Origin of the sequence: Parvimonas sp. oral taxon 393 str. F0440 (assembly GCA_000223315.2) — a bacterium.
Lineage (GTDB): Bacteria > Bacillota > Clostridia > Tissierellales > Peptoniphilaceae > Parvimonas.
Window position 1 is genome coordinate 25,807 of record AFUS01000003.1, and the last position, 26,732, is coordinate 52,538.

Below are 26,732 nucleotides of genomic sequence, written 5' to 3' on the forward strand. Positions count from 1 at the left end.
CTAAAACAAATATATTATCCAAAAATTTTCAATTTATATGCTTTATTCATAAGATTATTTACAATCCAAGCAAAAATTATTGATAATATTAAAGTAATTATAAATCTAGTCCCTGAATAGTAAATTAAAGTTTCTTTTAATGATTTACTCACTAGCCCAACTATTATAGGTAATCCTTCATAGACAAATGCATGAGTCATATATAATTCAAATGAAATATCTCCTAGAAATTGGAACGGTTTTTTCTTTAAAATTTTAGATACACAACCTTTATCATTTTTAAAAGCAATTAATAAAAACACAAAAGGAAATGTCCATATCCAGGCGCTGTATATATTTAGTTTATTAAAATTATTAAAAATATATACAATAAAAAATAAAGCTACCGCAAAAATTTCAACAATATTAGCTTTAAAAAATCTAACTTTCTTTTGAATTTTCGGCATATATTCACATAGCAAAATCCCCGCTAAACCTTCCCCAAATATTCTAAACCAAGGATTAACATAACGTAAATATAATGACCCCTTACCTATTATAGCCATAATTAGACAGATTAAAAGTTCTATTCCATAAGTTATAATGCAAATATTTAAAGATTTTTTTAACCAAATTTTTTTAACTTCTATATCTCCACTATTTATCTTTTTCAAAAAAATATATCCAAAAATATAAAAAGCAAATAAAACTGATATATACCAAGAAGGTCCATGAAATGAATAAAATGTGACCTCATAAGGTATAAAAGCCTTTATTAAAAATATATTTGCAAATATATTAAAAATCCAAGTTGAACTGCCTATAATAACATTTTTATTAATTTCAGCATTTTTAGAAAATAAAATACTTATTCCTAAAGCTAAAATAAAAACCACAATAACTAAAGGATAAATTCTTTTAAGTTTTGATACAATATAATCTTTAAAATTTCTGTCTTTCCAAGTATATGCCAAAAAAAATCCGGAAATCAAAAAAAATAAAGTTGTAAATCTAGACCCATATTGCATAAAATTTTTCCAAATAATATACCAAAAAGGATTTTTTGCATCTGATAAATAAGACATATGAGAAAAAAGAATAAATAGAGCTCCTATTCCCTTAAGGGCATTGTAAGAATATATTTTTTCTTTTTTCGTTTTTTTCATCTGTATTTTCTTAATCATTTAATATCTCATCACAGACTCTATCTACATCATCTATTGTCATATCGGCATACAGAGGCAATGTAAGCACTGTATCTGAAATGCGATTTGAAATAGGTAAATCAACTAAGCCATACTTTTCTTTGTAGCATTCAACTTTATTTGTAATAGGAAAGAAATATTTTCTTGCATAAATATTGGAATTTCCCAATTTTTCTTGAACTTCATTCCTATTTAATTTATATCCGTCAAAAATCACCGGAAAATATGAATAATTCCATTTTGTATCTTTATCCGGTTTTGGAATTTTTATTCCATCAATTCCGTCTAATCTTTTATAGTAATGTTCAGCAACAACTTTTCGTTTTGCGATTTCTTCATCTATATGTCTAAGATTGCAGACTCCCATTGCCGCTTCAAACTCATTCATGCGTGCATTTGTTCCTATATGGCAAACTTCTTCATGTCCTCTAAATCCAAAGTTTACAATTTCTCTCATTGGAAGAAATTTTTCATTATCTTTAGTTTTATAAGATACTATTCCACCTTCAATTGTATGGAATACCTTTGTAGCATGTGTACTAAACATAGAAATATCGCCAAAATTCCCAACTCCTATTCCTTTGTAAGTAACCCCAAAAGCATGAGCTGCATCATATATTACATATAAATTATATTTTTTGGCGATTTTTTCGATTTTTTCCACATCACAAATAAATCCATAAACATGAGTTGCCACAATAGCCACTGTTTTATCAGTTATTGCTTTTTCAACCAAATCCGGATCAATAGTGTAATTATCTTCCTTAATATCCACAAAAACAGGTGTTAGCCCATTTCTAACTATTGAATGTGTTGTAGAAATATGAGTATAAGCAGTTGTAATGACTTCTCCTTCCAACTTTAATCCATTAATAGCTACCTCTAAAGCAACATGACCATTTGCAAAACAATATACTTCTTCAACATTCAAATATTTTTTTAATTCTTCTTCAAATTTTATAGATTCAACTCCCCTGTTTGAAAGCCATCTACTTTCCCATAACGGTTTAATTTCTTCACAATATTCTTCAAATGTAGGCATTGAAGATTTTGTTACATTAATTCTTGATTTTTCCATAAATTCTCCTAAAAAATAATAAATATATTAATAAAAATTAAATCGCTTTAAATGTTTCCCATTTTTTATCTTTTTCACTTAACAATATTTCCGTTCCGTCTTCTAAACAGTATTTTAAGTTACCTGAAACTTTATCAACCTTTTTTACAAGCTCCGGCCATTCAATTCCAATGCTTTCGTCATTCCAAAGTATTCCGCCTTCATCTCCGGGGTGATAAAAATCCGTACATTTGTAACAAAAAACAGCCGTATCGGATAAAACTAAAAGTCCATGGGCGAAGCCTTCAGGAACAAAAAATTGTTTCTTGTTTTCTTCTGAAAGTTCAACTCCGAACCATTTACCATAAGTTTTACTGTTTTTTCTTAAGTCAACCGCTACATCAAAAACTCTTCCTGATAAAACTCTGGCAAGTTTAGCTTGTGGATGTTGTTTTTGAAAATGCAAACCTCTAAGCACACCTTTTGTAGATGTACTTTGATTTTCCTGAACAAATACAGCATCTATCCCCTGTTCTTTTAAATCTCTTTTATTGTAAACTTCCATAAAATTTCCACGATTATCGCCTATAACTGTCGGTTCAATCACATAAAGCCCCTCAATATCACATTTAGTTACTTTAATTTGTCCCATTATTTATCTCCATACATCTTTTCATAATAATTTTGATATTCTCCCGAGATGATATCTTCCCACCATTCTTTATTTTCTAAATACCAATTAATAGTCTTGATAATTCCATCTTCAAACATAGTTTCAGGAAACCAACCCAACTCATTATGAATTTTAGTAGGGTCAATAGCATATCTCATATCATGACCTTTTCTATCTTTAACAAATTTTATTAAATCTTCAGATTTATTCAATTCTTTACATATAAGTTTTACAATATCAATGTTCTTCATTTCGTTATGACCACCAATATTATAAACTTCTCCAACTTTTCCTTTATGAATAATTAAGTCTATCGCTTTACAATGATCATCAACATAAAGCCAATCTCTAACATTAAGTCCTTCTCCATAAACAGGTAAATCTTTATCCGACAATGCATTTGCAATCATCAGTGGAATAAGTTTTTCCGGAAATTGATAAGGTCCATAATTATTACTGCATCTGCTTATGCTAACCGGTAAGCCATAAGTCCTATGATATGCTGAAACTAATAAATCTGCGGCAGCTTTTGAGGAACTATATGGTGAACTTGTATTAATAGGAGTTTCTTCTGTAAATAATAAGTCAGGTCTATCTAAAGGCAAATCTCCATAAACTTCATCTGTTGAAACTTGATGAAATCTTTTAATCCCATATTTTTTACAAGCATCCATCAAAACTGAAGTTCCCAAAATATTTGTAGTTAAAAATTCTTCCGGACTTTCGATTGAACGGTCAACATGACTTTCCGCAGCAAAATTTACAACTATATCCGGTTTATACTCTTCAAAAATTTTATAAATTTCTTCTCTATTACAAATATCCTCTTTTATAAAAATAAAGTTAGGGTTATTTTCAACAATTTTTAGGGTTTTTAAATTTCCTGCATAAGTCAATTTGTCAATGCAAATAATCTTATAATCCTCATATTTATTCATAATATAAAAAATAAAATTGGAACCAATAAATCCGGCACCACCTGTTACTATTAATTTCATAAAATCCCCCTATTGTTTTCCAAAATTCACATAATGTCCATAGGAACCATAGTTCATAATACTCATATCAACATCATTCAAAATAATTCCTAAAAAATTATTATTTACTTTTTTAGTCTATTTACACTATCGATCAAAACTTTTCTTTTTATAGAATTTGATTTTACAACTATCATACTTGAATCACAGTACTCTGATATTACTATTGAATCTATACTGTCAGAAATCGGTGGTGATAATATGAATATATAATCATAATATTTTTTAAATAAATTTATTAATTCTTCAAATCTTCCAATTTTTAACAATTCTATAATATTTTTGGTTTTTATACCTGAAAACAAAATATTAAATCCCTTTATACCTGTATTGTATAATATACTTTCCATATTTACATTTCCTGTTAAGTAATTAGCCAAACCAATATTTTCTTCTGAAGGTTTAACAATTTTATATAACAAACTTCTTCTAAAATCAGCATCTATAATTAAAACTCTCTTTTCAAGTTTAGTTAAATAATAAGCAAGATTAATTATGACAGGAATTTCTCCTTCGTTTTTTCCGCAAGTTGTTACTAATATTGATGATTTATCATTTAGTCCGAGTCTAACATTTGTACTTGTTTCATTATAATATTCAACATTATCAGAATTAAAAATTCTCTTGTTTTTAAAAAGATCAATATTTTGCATTTTTATTTCTACCTTTTTTTGATTCGTTTTTTTGAACTGTTCCTAAATTTTTTGGAACTATTCCAAGCAAATTTATTCCTAAATCATATTTTATATCACTCGGAGTAACTATCTTATTATTTAAAATTTCTCTTAAAAACAAATATATAACCCCTAATGATAAACTACCTAGGAAAGCTATTACGACTGTCTTCGTTATATTTGGTGAGTAAGGTGTTGTACTTTCCTCCGCTTTTTCCAATATCGTAACATCGGAAACTTTGACAAGTTCTTTTACTCTTTCTATAAATTTATCTCTAACTGCAACAACTATGTCAAATGCTTTCCCCGAATCTGTACTTGAATATGTCATAGTTATAGATTTATTTTGGTCATCAAAATTAACCTTTAAATTTTTCAGTAATTCCTCTGTTGAGATATTCAGTTTTTGACTTTCTATAACAGATTTTATGGAATCCTTGTTCTTTACTTCACTGGTTATCTGATTATTAAATTGATATTTCTCATTATAATTAGATAAATATATTGTTGTCGAAGATTTATATTTATAAGGCACAAATTCCATGGTATACAATCCAACCAATAATGAAATCATCAGTGAAAAAATTATAATTTTTAATTTGTTTTTCCATATAATCTTAATTAATCTAACTAAATCTACAGAGAAATAGTCTCCATTATTGTATTGTTCCATAGTACTCCTTTTTAAATTATTTTCCCTCTAATATACTTTGTATTTTACTTTTACAACTTTCTAAACTTTGTTTATTAATTTCCATCATATATAGTTTATATCCAGGCATAGCATAAGATGGCAATCCCATCTTACCTACTCCGTTAAGAGCTTGAGATTCTATCTTGAAATCTTCTCCGGAATCAAGTTGTTGATTTACCAATTCCATAATTTCACTAACCGGCATATCAGTTTGTACTGAAGAAGACAATTCATCTAAGATTGAACTGAAATTACTTAAAGCCGCTTTTGAAGTCATTTTCTTTATTATCGCAGCTATAACTTTTTCATGGTTTTTACCTCTATCTCTATCTCCATCAGCAAGTCCATATCTTTCACGAACAAATCCTAAAGCTTTTTTAGAATCTAAATGTACAGTTCCAACAGGGAAATGATATTTTCCATGATAAGAAACAAAATCCTGATCATTGTAAACATCAATTCCGCCAACTAAATCTATCAACTTCATAAAAGTGGTAAAATTAACTCTTGCATAATGTTCAATTTTTATTCCATATAAATTTTCTAAAGTTTTAAGAGATGTTTTTATTCCGTAAATTCCTGAATGAGTCAATTTATCATATTGATTATTTCCTCCATTTGGAATTTTTACATAAGAATCTCTAGGTGTTGTAGTTAAAACAATCTTATGAGTCTTTTTATTAACTGTAATAAGAACATTTACATCGCTTCTTGATACTGTAGTTATCGGGCCGTAAGTGTCTATACCGCTTACATAGATATTAAAACTGTCTTTATTTGTCAAGTCTTTATCTTTTTCCGTTTTGTCTTCTTTTACTTCTTCAACTATTTTGTATTCATAAATCTTTTTAATCTTTTCAAGATAATCAGGATGAGCATTTGCAATTAAATCTCCATAAGCGGCATTTAAAACCATAACTTGAGATTTCCCTGAAATTAAATCTTCATATGCCTGTAAATATGATTTAGTACCTTGAATACTTAATTTTACATTAGCTTTATTCTGAACTTCTTTAACTAATTTATCAATATTTTCTTTATCCATTTCAGTCGGAGCAAGAACTTTACTCTTAATATCATTGATACTGTTCATGTCACTATCTGCACGAACTACGACAACCATAGTCTTTTCTGTTATTTTTGCATTTTCATTTAATTTGTTAAATAAATTAAGACCTTTATTCATATAATTAAATGCAAAAATTGTTATAATTATAAAAAATACTGAACAGATAGTTGTAAATATTTTTCCTTTACGAATTATATTTAAAACCAACACCAATATTAAAACTCCTGCCATAAAAGCTAAAATTATGTAATTAATTTTTTTGAAATTTAACAGATTATATTTAAACATTATAAATAAGTCTGCTATCGTAAAAAACGACAAAACCGCAAAAAGAACCCAATTTATAATCAAAAAAACTTTTCTTCCTACATTTTTGCCTTCTATTTGTTTATTCATTATCATTCCTCCTAAATATATTAAATAAATATTCATATTATTGTAGCATAAAATCAAGATTTTTTCAATGTTTTTACTATTTTAAAAGAAAATCACTGTAAAATAATAATAATAATAAAAACATAATTTCTATTTTCTAAAATTTTGTAATTTTTTGCAAGAAAAAAGCCACCCTAAGCGATGGCTTAAATTAGATTTAATTTACTTCTTACATAACTTTCAAGCATTGAAGCTTTCTCTTTATTCATAGGTGGAACACCTTTCAGTTTGTAATCTCTTCCAAGTTCTTTATACTTTTCAACTCCCATTATATGATAAGGTAGTATTTCAACTCTCTCTATTTTATCTCGATAAGGCTTAATTATTTCAATAAATTTATCCATTGATTCCTTATTATCTGTAAAACCGGGAACCATAACATGTCTGAACCAAATTTTACCTTTATAATATTTTTCAATATATTCCAAAAATTTATAAAAGCCGTCCATCTTTTGCTTTACCATTTCTATATAGCCTTGGTTTGAAAAACTTTTTACATCCAAAAGAATTGTATCTGTATTTTCTAAAATTTCTTTAAAATACTTTTCATTTCCATAACCGCTTGTGTCAATACAAGTATTATATCCATTTTCTTTTAAAAGCTTTAGAGTTTCAGCAAGAAATTCACCTTGTAAAAGAGGCTCTCCACCTGAAAAAGTTACTCCGCCATTATCTCTATAATATGTCTTGTATCTTTTGGCTTTAGACAGCACAAAATCAGGTGTTATCTCCGTACCACCTTGCAATGCCTGAGTATCCGGGTTGTGACAGTAAAGGCATCTAAGGGGGCAGCCTTGTAAAAAGAAAATTGTCCTTATGCCCGGTCCATCAACAAGCCCCATTGTTTCAATCGAATGTAACCTGCCTATTACCATAAAATCTCCTTAACAAAAAATATGTAGAAAAAACAAAGCAGGACAACCTGCTTTGTTTTGTATTATCATCTTCTTAACGACTTTCGTGGAAAGTTCTGTGAATTACTTCCATTTGTTGTTCTTTTGTAAGTCTATTAAATCTAACAGCATATCCTGAAACACGAATTGTTAAGTTTGGATATTTTTCAGGATGTTCATAAGCATCCATTAAAGTTGCTCTATCAAGTACATTAACATTCAAATGGAATGCCAATTGTTCAAAATAACCGTCCATTAAGTTTGTTAAATTAACTTTTCTTTCATCTTCACTCTTTCCTAATGCTGTAGGAACTATTGAGAATGTATTTGAAATACCGTCTTGACAACATCCTGCAAAAGGAATTTTTGCAACAGAGTTAAGTGATGCAATTGCACCTGTCTTATCTCTTCCATGCATTGGGTTAGCACCCGGTGCAAATGGTTCGCCTTTCTTTCTTCCGTCAGGAGTTGTTCCTGTCTTCTTACCATAAACTACATTTGAAGTTATAGTTAAGATTGAAAGAGTATGTTCAGAATTTCTGTAAGTAGGAGTTTTTCTAAGTTCTTCCATAAATCCTTCGATAACTTCTACTGCTATTGAGTCAACTCTGTCATCATCATTTCCGTAAGTTGGGAAATCTCCTTCAATTTCAAAGTCAATAGCTAATCCGTTTTCATCTCTTATAGGTTTAACTTTTGCATATTTAATAGCACTTAATGAGTCTGCTACAATTGAAATACCTGCTACACCGAATGCCATATATCTATGAACAAAAGTATCGTGTAGAGCCATTTGTCCGGCTTCATAAGCATATTTATCGTGCATATAGTGAATTGTATTCATTGTATTTACATAAAGTTTTGCAACTTTTTCTAAAACTAATTTGTAGTTAGCATAAACTTTGTCAAAATCTAAAACTTCATCTTTAATTGGTTCAATACCATCTAATACTTTGATTAAAGAACCGTCTTTTGCTCTCTTCATTTCATCAACGCCACCGTTAATAGCATAAAGAAGTGATTTTGCAAGATTTGCTCTAGCTCCGAAGAATTGCATTTGTTTACCAATTACCATTGAAGATACACAACAAGCAATTGCATAGTCATCTCCGTGAACCGGTCTCATTGCATCATCATTTTCATATTGTAATGAACCTGTTTGAATACTCATTTTTGAGCAATAATTTTTCCAAGCTTCCGGTAAATCTAAACTCCAAAGAACAGTCATATTTGGTTCCGGTGAAGAATCTAAATTAGTTAAAGTGTGTAAAATTCTAAAAGCAGTTTTAGTAACTAATGTTCTTCCATCAACTCCCATACCACCTAATGATTCAGTAACCCAAGTAGGATCTCCTGCGAATAAATCATCATATTCAGGAGTTCTTAAATGTCTCATCATTCTAAGTTTCATAACGAATTGGTCGATTAATTCTTGAGCTTCACTTTCTGTTAAAGTTCCTTCATCAATATCTCTCTTGATGTAAATATCTAAGAAACCACCATTTCTACCAAGACTCATTGCAGCTCCGTTATTTTCTTTAACCGCTGCTAAATAAGCAAAGTATAACCATTGAATAGCTTCTTTTGCATTTGTAGCAGGAACAGAAATATCATATCCATATTCCAAAGCCATTTTCTTCATTTCGTCTAAAGCTCTGTATTGTTCAGAAAGTTCTTCTCTAAGTCTGATTATATCTTCTGAAGCTAATTCACTTTCTAATTTTCTATATTCATTTAATTTATCTTCTCTTAATCTGTCAATTCCGTAAAGAGCAACTCTTCTGTAATCTCCGATGATTCTTCCACGTCCATAAGCATCAGGAAGACCTGTTAAAAGACCTACAGTTCTTGCTTTTCTCATTTGAGAAGTATAAGCATCGAATACTCCTTGATTATGAGTTTTTCTGAATTGATTAAAATATTTTTCAATAGTTGGATCCATCTTTAATCCATAAGCGTCTAAAGAATTTGTAACCATTCTGTATCCGCCATAAGGATTTACGATTCTCTTCATTGGTTCATCAGTTTGGAAACCTACAATCAATTCATTTTCTTTGTCTAAATAACCAGCAGGAAAATTGTTAATTCCTGAAACTCTTGTAGTATCAACTTTTACAGTTTTTGTTCTAACTTCTTCTAAGATTAAGTCTTCAGCTTTTTTCCATAAATTTTTTGTTCTTTCAGTTGGTTCAGCTAAAAAACTTTCATCTCCTTCATAAGGTGTATAGTTTAATTGAATGAAATCTCTTGTGTCAATATTTTCACTCCAATTTCCTTTTTTAAAACCTCTCCATGCGTCCATAAAATCATCTCCTATTTATATTCATTATCTAAATTTATTTTCGTACATATAGTATATACCCAACAAATACTTTCGTCTGTGATTGTAATCACAAAAATATATATTTTTTTGATTATTTTTATATTTTTTCAAACATTTTCATAAAATTTTTAAAAAATTTATTAATATCGCGAAAATATATTTAAAATACTAAATAGTTTGTAACTAATAAATTTTCTAATCGTTTTCACAGAAGTGTAAAACATATTAATATTTTTAACAAAATTACTATATTACAATAAAGTTTTTGGACTAAAAATTTTTTATAATACTATGATTTAATATGTGTTTTTTCATAATTTTAAAAAATATATACTTGCTATTTAATAAAAAAACACCTACTCGATGTAAATATCTTGTAGGTGTAAATTTTAAAAAATATTTCTTATAACATAAATGCCTTATATGCTTTGTAACTCATATAAACATCTATTTTGCTTGTAACTTCGTATGGTGAGTGCATACTCAATGTAGCAGGACCTGCATCTAAAACTTCCGCACCGTATTTTGCAAGAAGTAATGCTATTGTTCCGCCACCGCCTTGATCTACTTTGCCAAGTTCCGCTGTTTGCCATACAACATTATTTTCTTTGAATACTTTTCTAACTTCTGCTAAAAATTCAGCATTTGCATCACTTGAACCGAATTTTCCACCGCTTCCTGTGTATTTGCAAATTGTAATTCCTGAACCGATTACGGCAGAGTTCATAGCTTCACAAGTATCTGCAAAATCAGGGTCTAATCCCGCTGCAACGTCAGCTGATAACACTTTAGAATTCTTTAATGAACGATTAACTTTTAATTGGCAAAAATCTCCTTCAAGATTTACAAGTTCAGTCATTGTATTTTCCCAGAAATATGATGCCATACCTGTATTACCCATTGAGCCTATTTCTTCTTTATCCATAAATAATCCGCAAGCTGTTCTCTTTGGATTTTCAATTTCAAAAATAGCACGCATTGTTGTAAAAGCACAAACTCTATCATCTTGTCCATATCCAATAACCATTGATCTGTCAAGACCTAAATCTCTAGCTTCCCCTGCAGGTACAATTTCCAATTCTGCAATTCTGAAATCTTCTTCTTCAAAATTATATTTTTCTTTTATTAATTTTAGAACATTTTCTTTAACAGCATCTTTTTCAGTATCTTTTAGTGGAATATTTCCAACTAAAATATTCATTTGTTCTCCAACCAATGCTTCACGAGCAGTTTTAGCTAATTGATTTTTAGATAAGTGAATTAATAAATCTGTTACACAAAATACTGGATCATCCTTATCTTCTCCAATGTGAACTTCTATTTTTTCTCCGGCTGAATTGTAAACAACTCCGTGAATTGCTAAAGGAATAGTTGCATATTGATATAATTTAACTCCACCATAATAATGAGTTTTCATTTTTGTTAAATTATTTGCTTCATACAAAGGATTTTGTTTAACATCCAAACGTGGACTGTCAATATGTGCCCCAACGATATTTAGTCCATTTTCCAAAGGTTCAGTTCCCATTACAAAAAGAGCAACTGACTTGTTTTTATGATTTAGATAAAACTTATCTCCAGCTTTAAATTTTTCTCCTGATTTATAAAGTTCTTCCAAATCTCTAAAGCCCTTTTCCTTTGCTTGACGAATAATTTCTGCACAAGCAAGTCTTTCAGTTTTTGATACTGATAAAAACTTTTTATAATCATTACAAAAATCAAAAACTAAATCTTTTTCTGCATCTTCAATTTGCAACCATGCACTCTTATTTTCCATAACATGCCTCCTATTATAATACATTTTTTTCACAAGACCATTATAACATAATTAAGTTTACAATTAAAGCTCTAAAACTTATCTTATACTAACTTTACCCGCTTCACATTTTATCTTCATATTCACTTCTGAATTTTTATTTTTTCTTCCATGTTTCCCAAAGCCTGAAAAAGATTCTCCGAAAATTCTCACACTTCCCATTCCAACACTGTATTCGTATTCTATTTCTCCATATAATTTTTCAACTTCTAAAGTTGCATTACCTGCATTAACATCAAGTTTAAACATCTCTTGGTATTCTACTTCACCTTTAATATTTCCGGCATTGACTTCTACATTAAAATTCTTAACTTCAAAATCAAATAAATTTACATTTCCTGCATTTACTTGTAAATTGAAATTTTCAAGTTCCAATTCGTTGATTCTGAGATTTGTAGCATTGATTTCCCCTGAAATTGAAATATTCTCCGGAATATAAATTGTAAGGGAAGAATCCTTAATGAAATCATCATCTACCATAATTCCGTTTCTATCAAGTTTCCCAACCAAGCCTTTATTGTAAATCTTTAATCTATTTAGATTCTTATCGCAATATAATTTTGTTCTCTTTACATTTCTTGCCTTTACTCTGACAAGCTTATCATCGCTTCTCTCAAATTTTACATTTAATGCATTTAAGTCAACATCTATATAATCAATACCCTCAAAAAAGGTATCCATATTTTCATTTGAATAGTCCATTTCATCCTCATCATAAATTTCATAATCTTCATCTTCACTAGGTTGATATTTAACTCTAACATATTTTTTTGTATATTTACCCGGATTTTTTGAAATATCATTAACCAACATTCTATATAACCATTTTATTAACCATCCGAAAACATATAATAAAATGATAAATAATACTAATCTTCCGCCCCAAGTAATAATTAAGTCCGGTCTAAAAATAATTGAAAAAGGCAAAGTAAGTAAAGAAATTATTAATCCCACAACGGAAAATACAATCCAAATTACGAAACAAAGAATTGCTATAATAAAAATTGGAACCAACAATGGAAAAGAAAAAATTCCAAGTCCGACAAGAGATAGTTTTTTCCAAAAACTTCTTTTCTTTTTACCGCTTCTTTCGCTATCCTCTTCTTCCATTTCAATATCTTCAGCCAAAATTTCCATTGCAACTTTTCTCGGATTCCCAAAACTTTCAGGAACTTCATCATCAAAGTCAATTCCCTGCTCATCAAACATCTCATTGTAAAAACTTTCTATATTTCGTCTTTCTTCTTTAGAAATATTTTTTAAATAAGACATCAGCTTTCTCATAAAAGTCCTTCTATTCATCATTACCTCCAACTATCTGATTTACTTGCTTAACATATATATTCCATTTTTCTTTATTAAAATTTAAAACATCTCGACCTGCCCCGGTTATACGATAATATCTTCTATTTCTACCGTCAAAAGCGACATCATAACTATCCAAGAGACCATTTTTTAGAAGTCTTCTCAAAACCGGATAGAGAGTTGACTCTGAAATCTCAATGGTAGCCATAAGTTTTTGAGTAATCTCATAACCATAAGTATCACTTCGATTAACTATCGCCAGAACACAAAAGTCTAAAATTTCTCCCTGAATTGAAAACATAAGCACTCCTTTCTCAAAACATTATTAACTTACTTATATTATATAACGTATAGTATATAAAGTCAATATATTTTTTGGGATTTTTTTGTTTTGCTGTTTCTAAAAATTTTTTAAAATCTTTCGACTTTTATTTTCTTTTAACGTCTAGCCACTAAATTAGTTATTCCACTTATATGTCATTTCGACCGAAACAAGGCGTAGCTGAGTGTAGTGGAGAAATCTCATAGTTTTGCTTACGAGTAAGTAAAACTAAAATGTATCGTAGATACATAGATTACAGAAATCAAAAAATCTTACAGTAATCGATTTGATTTTCAAATTTAATAAAAAACTAATTTCTAATTCTTTTTAGATTTCTTTCAGAAATATTATTGTTTGTAAACAAACAATAATTGAGATCTTTCGACTTCGTTTCACTTCGCTCAAGATGACGTATTAGGGGCTTTTCTTTGCAAAGTAATATGACGTGAATTATTTTATTTCTATATAATTTCAACTAATTTTTATTTTTCAATATTATTTTTATATATTTTTGAAACTTATTTACTACTAACGTCTATTTCTTAAACAACTTTGTTTTCCTTACACGTTATTTTGAGCAAAACAAAGTAAAATAAATAGTTAAATATTATTGAAATTTTTTAAATATTTTTTAAAGTTTATTTCCCATTAACGTCTAGCACTAAAACAGCGACTTTTCCCTTATACGTCATTTCGACCGTAGCGATAGCGAAGTGGAGAAATCTCACACTTTTGTTGCAAACAAAAGTGAATGTGTCGTAGATACATAGATAAAAAAAGAAGCATCTTAAAACGCTTCTTAGTTTTTACAATTTTTTTGCAATTACCACTATATGCTTTTTTCATCTAGATGATATTCAGCAGAAAATCCTATTTTTTCTAGAATTTCAATCAATTTATCTCCTGTATAGACATTAAAATCTAACATATCAGCCCATTTTTTTATATTTATATTTTCTCTTGCACTTCCTTCATTACAAATTAGAAATGTTCCTCCCACAACAAGAATTCTATGAATTTCTTTAAATGCTTTTTCAATATCTTGCCAAAAATATATAGTTTCAAATGCTGTTACAATATCTAAACTTTCATCTTCAAATGGAATTTCAGATACATCCCCTTCAAAAATCTTACATCTTCCATCTTTAATTTCTTTTTCATTTAATTCCCTTGAAACTTGAACACTCATCTTTGAGTAATCTAGTCCATATACATATTTTGCCTTAGTTAAAAAATACTGAACATTTCTTCCGCCACCACAACCTAAGTCTATTATTTTATCTCCTTCTTTTATATCTAAAAATGACCTCGCCCATGATGCCAACTTTTCATGTCCTTTATTCATTCCTTTAACCATAATCTTTCCACCCAAATTTTCTTTTGGTTTTATAACATTTTCAAAAAATTTTTTAAACATAAAGACCTCCAACTCATTTGATATTATTTATCAAATATATCTTATCACTATTTAATTCAATAATCAATATTATTATATAAAAAACAGCGAATTCAAAAATTCACTGTTTACATTTTTTGTATTTATTTACTCATAAAATGGATTGTCGTTTTCGTATTTTTCGTTGAAATCTACTTTATGTCCATTTATTTCGTAGCCCAATAGTAAATTTATGTTTACATTTTCTGCTGCTCTAAAGATTGAACTGTCGACATTTTTAAAGTCTTTTTTCAAGTTTTCGATTAAGTCTTTTATTTGATATCTTTTGTTTCCGATTTTTTTAGCTGCAACCATACAAGCACAATTTAAAGGCATAAGTCCTGTTGACTTCATCCACCTTATTATATATTCTTCTTCTATAAGATATAGAGGCCTTATTATTTCCATATCTTCAAAATTTTTCGCCTTTAGTTTAGGTGGCATTGTCTTAAAACTTCCAGCACATAATAAGTTAAGCATTGTTGTTTCAATTACATCATTAAAATGATGACCTAATGCCAATTTGTTACAGCCAAGCTCTTTAGCTTTTGCATAGAGCGAACCTCTTCTCATTCTTGCACACATATAGCAAGGGTAATCCCCTGCAATTTTGTCTGCAACTGCAAAAATATCAGCAGGATAATATGTAAGAGGAATTTCAAGATAACTTGCATTTTCTAAAAGCAACTCTTTTATGGACGGATGATAACCCGGATCCATTGCTATAAATTCAAGTTCAAAATTATCTTTTCCATTCTTTTTAAGCTCTTGAAAAAGTTTTGCCATAATCAAGCTGTCTTTTCCGCCTGAAATTGCAACCGCAATCTTATCTCCGTCTTCTATTAAATTGTATTCTTTAATCGCCTTTACAAATTTTGACCAAATATGTTTTCTATATCTTTTTATCAGCGACCTTTCAATATCTTTAAGCTCGGCTCTTTCGTTTTCAGGAAAAAGAACAGGACAAGTCGCCTGTAAGTTATTTTCTCTATTTTCCATTATATCTTTTATTTCCTTATTTTCCATATTTCTCCTATTTATGATATATTTGATTATTCATAATTTTAAAAGCTCTGTAGATTTGTTCTAATAAAACAACTCTAAATAGTTGGTGTGGGAGTGTAAATTTTGAAAAAGAAAGTTTAAAATTACTTCTTTTCTTTATTTCATCTCCTAGTCCGAAACTTCCACCGATTACGAATATAAATTTTGAGTTTCCGTCATTCATTTTATCTTCTAAAAATTTTGAAAAGTCTTCACTGCCTATTGTTTTTCCTAAAATTTCAAGGGTTATAACAAAATCGGAATCTGAAATTTTATTTAAAATTCTTCCCTCTTCTTTTTTTAATACATTTTCAATTTCCAATTTACTCGGTGTTTGTGTCAAGATTTTTTCTTCAGGAATTTCAATGATTTCAATTTTTGAAAAAGCCGAAATTCTCTTTTTATATTCATCACAGGCATCTTTAAAAAATTTTTCGGATAGCTTTCCTACACATAAAATTTTTATATTCATATTACACTTCCGTTATACTGCTGTTTTCAAATCTTCTTGCAACTTCTAAATTCGTATATTTAATTACATTTTCTTTATCTAAAATTCCAAAAACTTCGTCATAAGCAAGTTTTTCTTTATTATTCGTTTCACTTAAATGTCCAAGATATACCTTTTTGCATTTATCCGTTACAACTTCGGAGAGTACATTTCCACTTGTAACATTTGAAATATGACCAAAATCCCCCAAAATTCTCTGTTTTAAATTGTAGTCATAAGGTCCATTTTTAAGCATTTCCAAATCGTGATTTGCCTCAAAATAAAAAATCTTTGAACCCTTAATCTTTTCTTTCATATGATTTGTAATAATTCCCGTATCAGTTAAAAGGCTGACTTTTCCATAATCTGTATTAAAGACAAAACCCATTCCTCTTGCACAATCGTGTGAAATTTCCAAGGTATATAAATCAAAAAGAGAAAATCTGTGCTTCTTTTCGGTGCCGATAACCACAATATTTTCATCTTTAATTTTTCCCAGTTTAGATGCACCGGCAGTTAGTGTTTCAACATTAGAACAAATCTTGATATCATAACGTCTGGAGAGCACTCCGGCACCTCTTATATGATCAATATGTTCATGAGTTAAAAATATCAAATCAATCGTACTTGGATCAACTCCCAATTGTTTTAAATTACATTCAATTTTCTTTCCACTAAAACCTGCATCTATTAAATATCTTTTGTTATCAACTTCTAAAAAGCAACAATTACCGTCGCTCCCGCTAAAAAGCGGACAAAATCTTAAGCCCATATTTCCTCCATTCATACAAGCTTTATTTTATCATATTTTTGACAAAAATCCAAAATTTTCCATAAAAAAATTAGGCTTTCACCTAATTTTTATCAATAAAACTTAATCTCTTTTTTAATTCTAATTTTTTAAATAATTTTTCTCTAAAATAATCAATAAATATACATCCTATTTTCCTCCTAAAATAATAATAAACTAAAGTTAGTTATATAATAATTAGTAAAAATTGTCAAAATTTATTATTAATTTCATTAGTTATTAGATTGTTATAATAATTTTAAACATTCAAAAAGTTCATCTTGAATTCCAAGATGAACTTTAATATATTTTTAACTCTATTTTTGTTTTTTATTTTTCTACAGAAGGTGGATAACCGAAACCAACAGGATGATGTTGACAATATGTTGAAATCCAATTGTCCAAAGTGATAACCCTCTTGTATCCAACACTTTCCATTACTTTTCCGTCTCCGATATAAATTCCGACATGTCCATAGATACGTCCCATTCTACTTCCACTACTACTGCTTTCAACAGCTACAATCATTCCTATTTTTAATTTACCAATATCTGAAGTAAAAGTATAGTTTCTATACATATCATTGGCATTCCCACCTAAATATCCTAGTCCGGCATTTTGATAAACTCTTGAAACCCATTTTGCACATAAATTTCGGCCTGGAGAACTTGTATTATATGCCGCATTTAAAATTCTCATTTGAACTTCTTCAGAAGCCATATAATATTTTCTATTATTTTTGTATTTCCCGTTTACAAAATCCATTTCGCCGTTTCCATCAACGGCTTTTCCGGTATATTTTTTACCATTTCTAAAGAAAAACCAGTCATATCCATCATCATACCAACCATTTGCGGGAAGTTTATTTTCATTATAATAAATTCCGTTTATATAAGTCTTTCCGTTGGACTCTAATCCTTCTTTATATAATTTTTCTTCATATATTCCATTGGCGTATTTTCCTTCTACAAAATATCTTTTTCCATTGCCGTCAATTCCGTGTCCTGTAAATTTTTTTCCATCTTTAAAGAAATACCAAGCACTTCCGTCGTCGCACCACCAATTAGCAATTTTTCCTTCTCTGTAAAATATTTCATCTATATAACAATTTGCGTATTTTCCATTTGCAAATTGCATTTCTCCATTACCATCAACAGCTTTTCCGGTAAGTTTTTTACCATCTCTAAAGAAATACCAAGTACTTCCGTCATCATACCAACCATTTGCAGGAAGTTTATTTTCATCATAATAAATTCCTTTTATATAAGTTTGTCCTTTTGACTTTAAACCTTCCTTATATAGTATTCCTTCATATTCTCCGTTAGCATATTTTCCGTCTACAAAATATTTTTTCCCACTAAGATCAATTCCATATCCGGTATATTTTTTCCCATTTTGGAAAAAATACCAAGCACTTCCGTCATCGCACCACCAATTGGCTATTTTCCCTTCTCTGTAAAATATTTCATCTATATAAGTATTTGCGTATTTACCATTTACAAATTGCATTTCTCCGTTGTCGTCAACAGCTTTTCCGGTAAATTTTTTACCATCTCTAAAGAAATACCAAGCACTTCCGTCATCGTACCAACCATTTGCAGGAAGCTTATTCTCATCATAATAAATTTCATTAATATAAGTTTGTCCTTCTGACTTTAAACCTTCCTTATAAAGTATTCCTTCATATTCTCCGTTAGCATATTTTCCGTCTACAAAATATTTTTTCCCACTAAGATCAATTCCATATCCGGTATATTTTTTCCCATTTTGGAAAAATACCAAGCACTTCCGTCATCGCACCACCAATTAGCTATTTTCCCTTCTCTGTAAAATATTTCATCTATATAAGTATTTGCATATTTCCCATTTACAAATTGCATTTCGCCATTGCCATCTACTGCTTTTCCGTTATGTTTTTTACCTTCTTTAAAAAAATACCATGCAGTTCCGTCATCATACCACCAATTTGCAAGTTTTCCATTTTCATAAAAAAGTTTATTTACATAACCATTTACATACTTTCCATTTACAAAATACCTTTTCCCATTGCCATCTACTCCATAGCCATTATGTTTTTTACCGTTTTGGAAAAAATACCAAGAAGTTCCGTCGTCATACCACCAGTTTGCAGGCTTTAAATCTTCTCCATAGAAAATTCCATCTACATAGACTCTTCCTTCTGACTTTAGTCCATTTTTATATAGCATGTCTTCGTAAATGCCACTTCCATATTTCCCATTTAAAAATATCTTTTTCCATTGCCATCTACTCCAAGACCGGTATATTTTTTACCGTTTTGGAAAAATACCATGCTGTTCCATCATTGTACCACCAGTTTGCAGGTTTTGCATCATCGCCATAGAAAATTTCATCCACATAGACTCTTCCCTTTGATTTTGCTCCATTTTCATAAAGGACATCTTTGTAAATTCCGCTACCATACTTGCCATTTAAAAAGTATTTAGATCCCCCTTTATCAATTGCAAGTCCTGTAAATTTCTTTCCGCTTTGGAAATAGTATAAATCATCTCCGTCATTATACCAACCATTTGCAAGTTTTCCGTTTTCATCATAAAAAATATTTTCTACATAAACTAATTTTTTCTCATTTTCATTTATATTTTCAGCAAAAAGTTTATTACTAAATCCCAAATTAAAAATTAATAATAAAGAAAAAATCATTAAAGATATTTTTTTAAATGCTTTCATTCAATCCTCCTAAAAATATAATAAATCTATTGGCGATTATATAATATTTAAACAAAAATGTCAAATGAAGATTATTTTTACTAAATATATTTACAGTTTAAATTTTTTTAAGCAAAAAAGTCATCCTGAAACTCAAGATGACCTTTCACATCAATATTTAATTTAAAGATTTTCAGAAGTTTTAAAAAAACTTGTTAAATCTATAATTCTTCACATTCTTCCCATTCTATGTCTTCTTTTTCCAAAAGTTCTAAAAGACTAGCTTTTAAATCCGGACTACATTCCCAAGCAATTCCGCAACCGGCTGATAAAACTCTTGGTACAGGGACAAGTTTTCCTGAAAGGTTATTTTCTTTACATACGCTTTCAGTTGCCATTGCCTCTGCCGTCGTATAGAATGTTGTATACAGCTTAGTATCTTTCATTATTCTACAATAATTTCAAAATCCAATCCAACTTCTTTTACAGAAGTTTTTTTGCCTTGACTGTTTGCAAAATGAGTTATATTTTTTACAACATGAGCTTCACTGGCTAAGACTTTGTAAGTTTCATTTTTATTTTCTTTAAGGGCATCTTGTAAAATTAAAACCGGTTCCGGACAAGACAATCCTCTAACGTCTAATTCTTTCATATCTATCTCCTTAATTCTTATTTATTTTTTCTTTTCTCAATCCGCAATAAGCTATTATAAATAGTGCAACTATTGAAATAATGACAAATACTTGTCCATTTATTCCGGGACCACCTGCTGCTGCTTTAATTCCTTTTTCTACATTTTCAACTGCTGCTGCACCTGCCGCTAATTTGAAATTATGAGCAAAGGCTGCACCTACGAACATTCCAAGTACAGTTATAACTGAATCTGATGATCCTGTTCCTGCAAGAACTAATTGTCTTAAAGGACAACCTCCAAGTAATACTGCACAAAAACCTACAGCATACATAGATAGTAAATTCCAAATTGTTTGAGCATGAGCTATCGGTCCGAAAGCAACAAATTTAAAGTTGTTTGTAGCTAAATTATAACCTAACATTACGATAAAAATTCCAGCTATAACTGAGAATAATCTAAAATCTTTTACTAAGATTATATCTCTAAGTGATCCTGCAAAACACATTCTGCTTCTTTGTGCAATTACACCAAATACAAGTCCTACTGCAAGTGCCGCATACCATACTGCATGCATACTTCCAGGTCCTTTTTTACTGAAAACATAAAGAGATGGAACAGCAATAGCAAGAGCGAATAATCCTGCTACAACTATTGGTAAAACATATCCATTTTCTTTCTTTATCGGATAAGCTCTTCCTAAACTGAAGCCTTTTCTTAAGAAGAATGCTCCTGTCGCAACACCGGCTGCAAAACCAACAAATCCTACATAAGAACTTATATCTCCGGCTGCCATTCTTAAAATCATTCTTAAAGGACATCCCAAGAATACAAGAGCACAAACCATCATTATTACACCTAAGAAAAATCTGATAACAGGTGATGAACCGGCTGTTGATCTATATTCTTTTGTAAATAATGAAACTAAAAATGCACCTAAAATAATACCTACAATTTCCGGTCTAAAATATTGAACCACTTCTGCATTATGGAACTTCATAGCTCCTGCAGTATCTCTAATAAAACAAGCTATACAAAAGGCCATATTTTTAGGATTGCCTAAATATGCAAGCAAAGCTGCTCCAAGACCTGCGATAATTCCCAAAGTCAACAATCCCTTTTTTGTGTTAAAAAAACGCATTTTATTACCTCCTATCGTCTATAATTTTTTTAATTGCGTTTATAGCAAGCTCTACCTCATCAAATGTATTTGAATGAGAAAAGCTAAATCTAACCATACCCTGTTCAACAGTTCCAAGTGCTTTGTGTATTAGAGGAGCACAGTGAGCTCCGGGTCTTGTTGAAATTTTATACTCTTCATATAAAATATTACTAACTTCAGAAGAGTCCATATCTGAAATATTTAATGAAACTATTGGTGCTCTTAGGTCTGTTTCAAAATCTCCATAAACCTTAACTTCAGGAAATTTAGTTACTCCATCATAAAATTTCCTTGCAAGCTCCATAGATTTATTAGTTAAATTTTCCATTTTATTTCTTAAAATATAGTCAATAGATGCATGAAGCCCTGCAATTCCATGCGAATTTAAAGTCCCTGCTTCAAGTCTAGTCGGCATCTTATCAGGTTGAAACTCATCATAGCTGTGAGTTCCACTTCCTCCAACCATAAAAGGTCTTATATAAACTTCTTCTCTAACACATAATGCACCTGTTCCTTGAGGTCCAAGCATTGATTTGTGACCTGTAAAACAAAGTACATCAATATTCATCTCTTTCATATCTATATTAAAAGCTCCTGCGGTTTGAGATGCATCTACAACAAAAAGAAGATTATTATTTCTACAAAAATCTCCATACTTTTTTAAATCTGTAATATTTCCTGTAACATTTGATGCATGAGTTATAACTATAGCTTTAGTATTCGCTTTAATTAAAGATGGAATCTCATCAAAATTAATAACTCCATTTTCTAAAACTCCTATGTAACTTACTTCAACACCCTTTTCTTTCAAATAATGTATAGGTCTTAAAACGGAATTATGTTCTGCTACGGAAGTGATTATATGATCATTTTCTGAAAATAGACCATTTATTGCAATATTTAAACTTTCAGTTGCATTTTTTGTAAAAACTACCTGACGAGAATTTCCAACATTAAACATCTTTGCTATTTTTTTCTGGTTTCAAAAACAATCCTATCTGCACTTAAGCTTTCTTCATGAACTCCACGAGAAGAATTTCCAAAATTTTTCAATGCATTTACAACCGCATCAATAACTTCTGCAGGTTTGTTTTTTGTAGTCGCTGAATTATCAAAATAAATCACTATAAACCCTCCTTCGTGAAAAAATTTTTACATATCAAATATTTAAAAATAATACTTCTTAAATTTATCATAACGAAAACAATCTTCTAATATGTTTACCACAAGGCATAAACATATTATGATTATATCATAACTCCTTTTTGATTATTTTTTTAGGTAGTTATGATGAAATAGTAATAGGTTTATCATAAGGCATAAACCTATTACTATTATATCAAAACTTCATTTTGATTATTGTTATATTGTTGTTTTGATGAAATAGTAATAGCTTTATCATAGGGCATAAACCTATTACTATTATATATCAATATTACAATATTGTCAAATTTTAGATAATTTTCAATAAAAATATCTATATCGATTATGTTTCTTAATAATTATTGATAAAGAACAATAAATATTCTTGAATATATTGAAAATACTGAATTATAAATCCACAACATTTTTCTTTTTAAATAATTATATAAAGATTGTTTATCAATTTTCTTTTAACATCTACTTATAACTTTAACAAAGCACTATTTAAAAATATAAACATTTATGATATACTATAATTAATTACTTATATATTATTAAGAACAGTTTCTTTATAGTATTAAAGAAAATCTTTTTAATAGTAAGTAATAAAAATAAATTTATAGGAGGAAGATATGCAAAATTATTTAGTTTTAATCGGTATTGTAATTATTGTTGTGGGTTTTGTTTTAAAACTTGATGTAATTTCTGTAGTTTTAATCGCAGGTTTCGCAACAGGTCTTGCCGGTGGAAAAGGAATTCTAGAAATTTTGAATATTATAGGTAAAGGATTTGTCGAAAACAGATATATGAGTTTATTCTTTACAACACTTATCGTAATAGGTATTATGGAAAGAAACGGTCTTAAAGAAAAGGCTGCTGACGGAATACGAAAAATCAAGGGTGCTAGTGCAGGTTTGGTTATTTGGTTATATTTATTCATACGTTGGTTAGCTGCAATATTTTCTTTACGTCTAGGCGGACATGTTCAATTTGTAAGACCTTTAATTTTACCAATGGCAGAAGGTGCTGCTACTAAGACAGTTGACCTTACTGAAACTAAACTAGAAGACTTAAAAGGTTTAGCTGGTGCTGTTGAAAATTATGGTAATTTCTTTGGACAAAATGTATTCCCTGTTGCTTCAGGTGTTTTGCTTATTGCTTCAACACTTAAAGATAAAGGATATGCTGTCGAAGGTTCTGATATAGCATACTATTCTCTATTTGTTGGTATTGCAATGATTATATTATCAGTTATTCAATGTTTCTTATTTGAAATGAAACTTAGAAAGGATGGTGTAAAAAATGTTAAAGTGGATAAGTAGTAATACATTTTTTATTGATGAATTCATTTATATTCTTTGTGGGTTAATTTCAATTTTAACAGCATTTAGAGCCTTAAAGAATAAAGAATCAAGAATTGGTACATTTATTTTTTGGTTTTTAGTTGGAATTATATTTGCTTTTGGAGGATTCTTAATAAAATATCTTCCTGATCAAGGTGGAATCATAGTTGGTGCTATGCTTGTTGCTTGTGGATTTCTTACTCTTACAAAACAAGTTAAAATTGGAGAATTCAACCCTCCATCTGAAGAAGAAAGAAGAAAAAATGCAGATAAAGTTGGTTGGAAAATTTTTATTCCAGCATTGATTATGGCAGGACTCGGATTTTTTATGTCACAATTTAAATCATTTAAAATTGTAATCGGAACAGATGCTAAGGGTAAAGATTTAATTTTTGGATTTTCAACTGCACAAGTTTTAGGAATTTCGGCAATAATTGCTTTAATTCTAGCTATTATAATTGCTAAACCTAAAGTTGAAGATATGAAAGAAGATACTTCTAGACTTTTGATGCAAGTTGGTTCATCAAGTTTATTACCTCAACTTTTAGGAGCACTTGGAATTGTATTTACAGCTGCAGGTGTAGGTAATGTAATAGGAGAATTTGCTGGTGGCATTGTAGGCGGTGGCGGAAGAGTTGCCGGAGTTGTTGCTTACTGTTTAGGTATGGTAATCTTTACTATGATTATGGGTAATGCCTTTGCTGCATTTACTGTAATCACAATCGGTGTTGGTATTCCTTTTGTAATCGCACAAGGTGGAAATCCTGCTGTAGTTGGAGCTTTAGGTATGACTTCTGGTTACTGCGGAACTCTATTAACTCCAATGGCCGCAAACTTTAACATTGTTCCTGCTGCAATTCTAGAAACTAAAGATAAATACACGATAATAAAGACACAGGCACCTATGGCTCTTGCAATGATTTTAGTTCATATCGTGCTTATGTTAGTACTAGCATTTTAGGAGATGATTTAATGAAAATATTAGTTAGTGGATTTGACCCATTTGGTGGAGAAAAAATTAATCCTGCAATTGAGTCTGTAAAATTATTACCAGACGAAATTAAAGGGGCAAAAATAATTAAAGTAGAAATTCCAACAGTAGCAAGAAAGAGTTTAAAGAAACTTGAAGAAGTTATTGAAATTGAAAAACCGGATGTAGTTTTAAGTATAGGACAAGCAGGTGGTAGAACAGATATTTCAGTAGAAAGAGTTGGAATTAATATGGATGATTTTAGAATCAAAGATAATGAAGGAAATCAACCGATTGATGAAAAAATCGCTAAAGATGGTCCTGATGCATATCTTGTAACTATTCCTATAAAAGCTATGGTTCAAAAAATGATTGAAAACAAAATTCCTGCTTCTGTTTCAAATACAGCTGGAACTTTCGTTTGTAACCATGTTTGCTACGGAATGGCACATCTTGCAAGTACAAAATATCCGAATATGAGAACAGGCTTTGTTCATATTCCATTTTTACCAGAACAAGTTGTAGATAAAAGAAATATGCCATCAATGCCATTAGAATTGATTGCAAAAGGATTAGAATATGCAATCGAAGCTATCGTTGAAAACAAAGAAGACATTAAGGTAGAAGGCGGAGCAACACATTAAAAAACAAAAAGGTTAGAGAAACTAAAAACTCTAACCTTTTTTACTTTTAATTATATATTTACTTTACAATAACTTTATCATAGGCAAGTCTTTCAAGTTCTCCTTGCAAAATTACTTCTCCGGTATATTTATAACCACAGGAGATAATGAAATTTCTCATCTTTTTATTGTCTTTATGAGTATCAATTCTTAAATCCATTCTCTTCCTTTTTGCAAAATTTTCAATATAGCTCATCATTTTTCTCCCAAAACTTTGCTTTTTATATTCATTTGAAGTCGCTACCTTATGAATGCTAATATAAGGAAGTGAAGTATTCCATTTTCCATTTATATTCTCATAATCTTCATCTATTCCTTCAACCAAACAAGCTGTGGAAACTATCCTTTTATGATATTCTAAAACATATAGGTCTATCCCCAAATGTTCATCAATATCTTTAAAACTTGGAACATATTGCCCTTGCCATTGATCAACTCCATCATTTTTTAGTGATTCTGCTCCTTCAAGATATATTTCTAAAATACTTTCTCTATCTGACTCATTAGCCATTCTAAATGTCAAAACTTCATATTTTAAATTTAAAGAAACAAATAAAGAAAAGAAAATTATACTCATAACTAAAATACCAAAGATCATTCCAACAAGATACTTTATATTAAACTCAAAAATCGAATCAAAAAACAAATATACAAATAAGAAATCAAATTCAAAATTTATAATATTCAACATTTTTAAAATTTTCTTATAAAATTTATCTGAAATTGTATAATTTATAGAATTAATATACTTAAAACCAATCTTAAAAGCAAATTCAATTAATACTAAAACAACAAGTAAAATGTAATCTCCAGTAGAGGCTTTAAATGAAAGCCCAAATATAAACATAATAACTAAAAAATTAATTTAAGA

General features: G+C 29.5%; 22 protein-coding genes and 3 pseudogenes. 3 read left to right on the forward strand and 22 right to left on the reverse strand.

Translation table 11 applies throughout. From position 1 onward, the window contains the following. Positions 1–14: 14 nt before the first annotated feature. From HMPREF9127_RS00320 to HMPREF9127_RS00425, 21 genes and pseudogenes are all read right to left on the reverse strand, one after another. Positions 15–1,163 (reverse strand): acyltransferase family protein, encoded by a 1,149-nt coding sequence (locus HMPREF9127_RS00320; protein ID WP_009447564.1) that lies wholly within the window; start codon positions 1,161–1,163, stop codon positions 15–17. Then, a complete protein-coding gene (locus HMPREF9127_RS00325; protein WP_009447641.1) occupies positions 1,156–2,262 on the reverse strand; it encodes a DegT/DnrJ/EryC1/StrS family aminotransferase in 1,107 nt (368 codons plus the stop codon). The genes HMPREF9127_RS00320 and HMPREF9127_RS00325 overlap by 8 nt, the downstream gene beginning before the upstream one ends. Before the next feature lie 37 nt (positions 2,263–2,299). Beyond that, positions 2,300–2,893 (reverse strand): dTDP-4-dehydrorhamnose 3,5-epimerase, encoded by a 594-nt coding sequence (gene rfbC / locus HMPREF9127_RS00330; RefSeq protein WP_009447609.1) that lies wholly within the window; start codon positions 2,891–2,893, stop codon positions 2,300–2,302. Further along, positions 2,893–3,912, reverse strand: coding sequence for a dTDP-glucose 4,6-dehydratase (gene rfbB, locus HMPREF9127_RS00335; protein WP_009447645.1), 1,020 nt, complete (start codon positions 3,910–3,912; stop codon positions 2,893–2,895). The genes rfbC and rfbB overlap by 1 nt, the downstream gene beginning before the upstream one ends. 104 nt (positions 3,913–4,016) lie before the next feature. Then, positions 4,017–4,604 (reverse strand): CpsD/CapB family tyrosine-protein kinase, encoded by a 588-nt coding sequence (locus HMPREF9127_RS00340; RefSeq protein WP_009447655.1) that lies wholly within the window; start codon positions 4,602–4,604, stop codon positions 4,017–4,019. Beyond that, a complete protein-coding gene (locus HMPREF9127_RS00345; RefSeq protein WP_009447594.1) occupies positions 4,591–5,298 on the reverse strand; it encodes a YveK family protein in 708 nt (235 codons plus the stop codon). Before HMPREF9127_RS00345 ends, HMPREF9127_RS00340 begins: the two co-directional genes overlap by 14 nt. A 16-nt stretch (positions 5,299–5,314) precedes the next feature. Further along, positions 5,315–6,784, reverse strand: coding sequence for an LCP family glycopolymer transferase CpsA (gene cpsA, locus HMPREF9127_RS00350; protein ID WP_009447680.1), 1,470 nt, complete (start codon positions 6,782–6,784; stop codon positions 5,315–5,317). Positions 6,785–6,969: 185 nt separating this feature from the next. Then, positions 6,970–7,698, reverse strand: coding sequence for a pyruvate formate-lyase-activating protein (gene pflA, locus HMPREF9127_RS00355; RefSeq protein WP_009447618.1), 729 nt, complete (start codon positions 7,696–7,698; stop codon positions 6,970–6,972). A gap of 73 nt (positions 7,699–7,771) precedes the next feature. Continuing rightward, on the reverse strand, positions 7,772–10,018 hold the full coding sequence (pflB, locus tag HMPREF9127_RS00360; protein ID WP_009447685.1) for a formate C-acetyltransferase: 2,247 nt from the start codon (positions 10,016–10,018) through the stop codon (positions 7,772–7,774). Between the two features lie 424 nt (positions 10,019–10,442). Beyond that, a complete protein-coding gene (locus tag HMPREF9127_RS00365) occupies positions 10,443–11,816 on the reverse strand; it encodes an aminopeptidase (RefSeq protein ID WP_009447613.1) in 1,374 nt (457 codons plus the stop codon). Between the two features lie 78 nt (positions 11,817–11,894). Next, positions 11,895–13,157, reverse strand: coding sequence for a DUF4097 family beta strand repeat-containing protein (locus tag HMPREF9127_RS00370; protein WP_009447642.1), 1,263 nt, complete (start codon positions 13,155–13,157; stop codon positions 11,895–11,897). Beyond that, complete coding sequence (locus tag HMPREF9127_RS00375; RefSeq protein WP_004831954.1) at positions 13,150–13,461, reverse strand: PadR family transcriptional regulator; 312 nt, start codon at positions 13,459–13,461, stop codon at positions 13,150–13,152. The genes HMPREF9127_RS00370 and HMPREF9127_RS00375 overlap by 8 nt, the downstream gene beginning before the upstream one ends. An 827-nt stretch (positions 13,462–14,288) precedes the next feature. Continuing rightward, a pseudogene (locus tag HMPREF9127_RS00380) lies at positions 14,289–14,899 on the reverse strand (class I SAM-dependent methyltransferase). 126 nt (positions 14,900–15,025) lie between these two features. Beyond that, positions 15,026–15,943, reverse strand: coding sequence for a tRNA 2-thiocytidine biosynthesis TtcA family protein (locus tag HMPREF9127_RS00385; protein ID WP_004831958.1), 918 nt, complete (start codon positions 15,941–15,943; stop codon positions 15,026–15,028). 7 nt (positions 15,944–15,950) lie between these two features. Beyond that, positions 15,951–16,433, reverse strand: a complete 483-nt coding sequence (rlmH, locus tag HMPREF9127_RS00390; RefSeq protein ID WP_009447581.1) for a 23S rRNA (pseudouridine(1915)-N(3))-methyltransferase RlmH — start codon at positions 16,431–16,433, stop codon at positions 15,951–15,953. A gap of 1 nt (position 16,434) precedes the next feature. Continuing rightward, positions 16,435–17,223: an MBL fold metallo-hydrolase gene (locus tag HMPREF9127_RS00395; RefSeq protein ID WP_009447633.1), complete on the reverse strand. Its 789-nt coding sequence runs from the start codon at positions 17,221–17,223 to the stop codon at positions 16,435–16,437. A gap of 348 nt (positions 17,224–17,571) precedes the next feature. Next, positions 17,572–19,950: pseudogene (locus tag HMPREF9127_RS09690) on the reverse strand (hypothetical protein). Between the two features lie 200 nt (positions 19,951–20,150). Then, the gene (locus tag HMPREF9127_RS00410; protein ID WP_039849334.1) at positions 20,151–20,375 is read right to left on the reverse strand and encodes a putative Se/S carrier protein; all 225 of its coding nucleotides are present in this window, start codon (positions 20,373–20,375) and stop codon (positions 20,151–20,153) included. Beyond that, positions 20,375–20,581, reverse strand: coding sequence for a sulfurtransferase TusA family protein (locus tag HMPREF9127_RS00415; protein WP_004831973.1), 207 nt, complete (start codon positions 20,579–20,581; stop codon positions 20,375–20,377). Before HMPREF9127_RS00415 ends, HMPREF9127_RS00410 begins: the two co-directional genes overlap by 1 nt. A 10-nt stretch (positions 20,582–20,591) precedes the next feature. After that, the gene (yedE, locus tag HMPREF9127_RS00420) at positions 20,592–21,701 is read right to left on the reverse strand and encodes a YedE family putative selenium transporter (protein WP_009447692.1); all 1,110 of its coding nucleotides are present in this window, start codon (positions 21,699–21,701) and stop codon (positions 20,592–20,594) included. Positions 21,702–21,705: 4 nt separating this feature from the next. Then, positions 21,706–22,847: pseudogene (locus HMPREF9127_RS00425) on the reverse strand (aminotransferase class V-fold PLP-dependent enzyme). A gap of 650 nt (positions 22,848–23,497) precedes the next feature. Here HMPREF9127_RS00425 and HMPREF9127_RS00430 point away from each other — a divergent pair. The 3 genes from HMPREF9127_RS00430 to pcp are packed head-to-tail and all read left to right on the forward strand — an operon-like array spanning position 23,498 to position 25,822. After that, positions 23,498–24,187, forward strand: coding sequence for a DUF969 domain-containing protein (locus tag HMPREF9127_RS00430; RefSeq protein WP_009447684.1), 690 nt, complete (start codon positions 23,498–23,500; stop codon positions 24,185–24,187). Then, entirely contained in the window at positions 24,168–25,169 is a 1,002-nt protein-coding gene (locus HMPREF9127_RS00435) for a DUF979 domain-containing protein (protein WP_009447583.1), read from the forward strand. Before HMPREF9127_RS00430 ends, HMPREF9127_RS00435 begins: the two co-directional genes overlap by 20 nt. Before the next feature lie 11 nt (positions 25,170–25,180). Next, positions 25,181–25,822, forward strand: a complete 642-nt coding sequence (gene pcp / locus HMPREF9127_RS00440) for a pyroglutamyl-peptidase I (protein WP_009447689.1) — start codon at positions 25,181–25,183, stop codon at positions 25,820–25,822. A 58-nt stretch (positions 25,823–25,880) separates the two neighbouring features. On the opposite strand, the gene HMPREF9127_RS00445 is transcribed toward pcp, so the two are convergent. Continuing rightward, positions 25,881–26,708, reverse strand: a complete 828-nt coding sequence (locus HMPREF9127_RS00445) for a GNAT family N-acetyltransferase (RefSeq protein ID WP_009447600.1) — start codon at positions 26,706–26,708, stop codon at positions 25,881–25,883. Between the last annotated feature and the right edge of the window lie 24 nt (positions 26,709–26,732).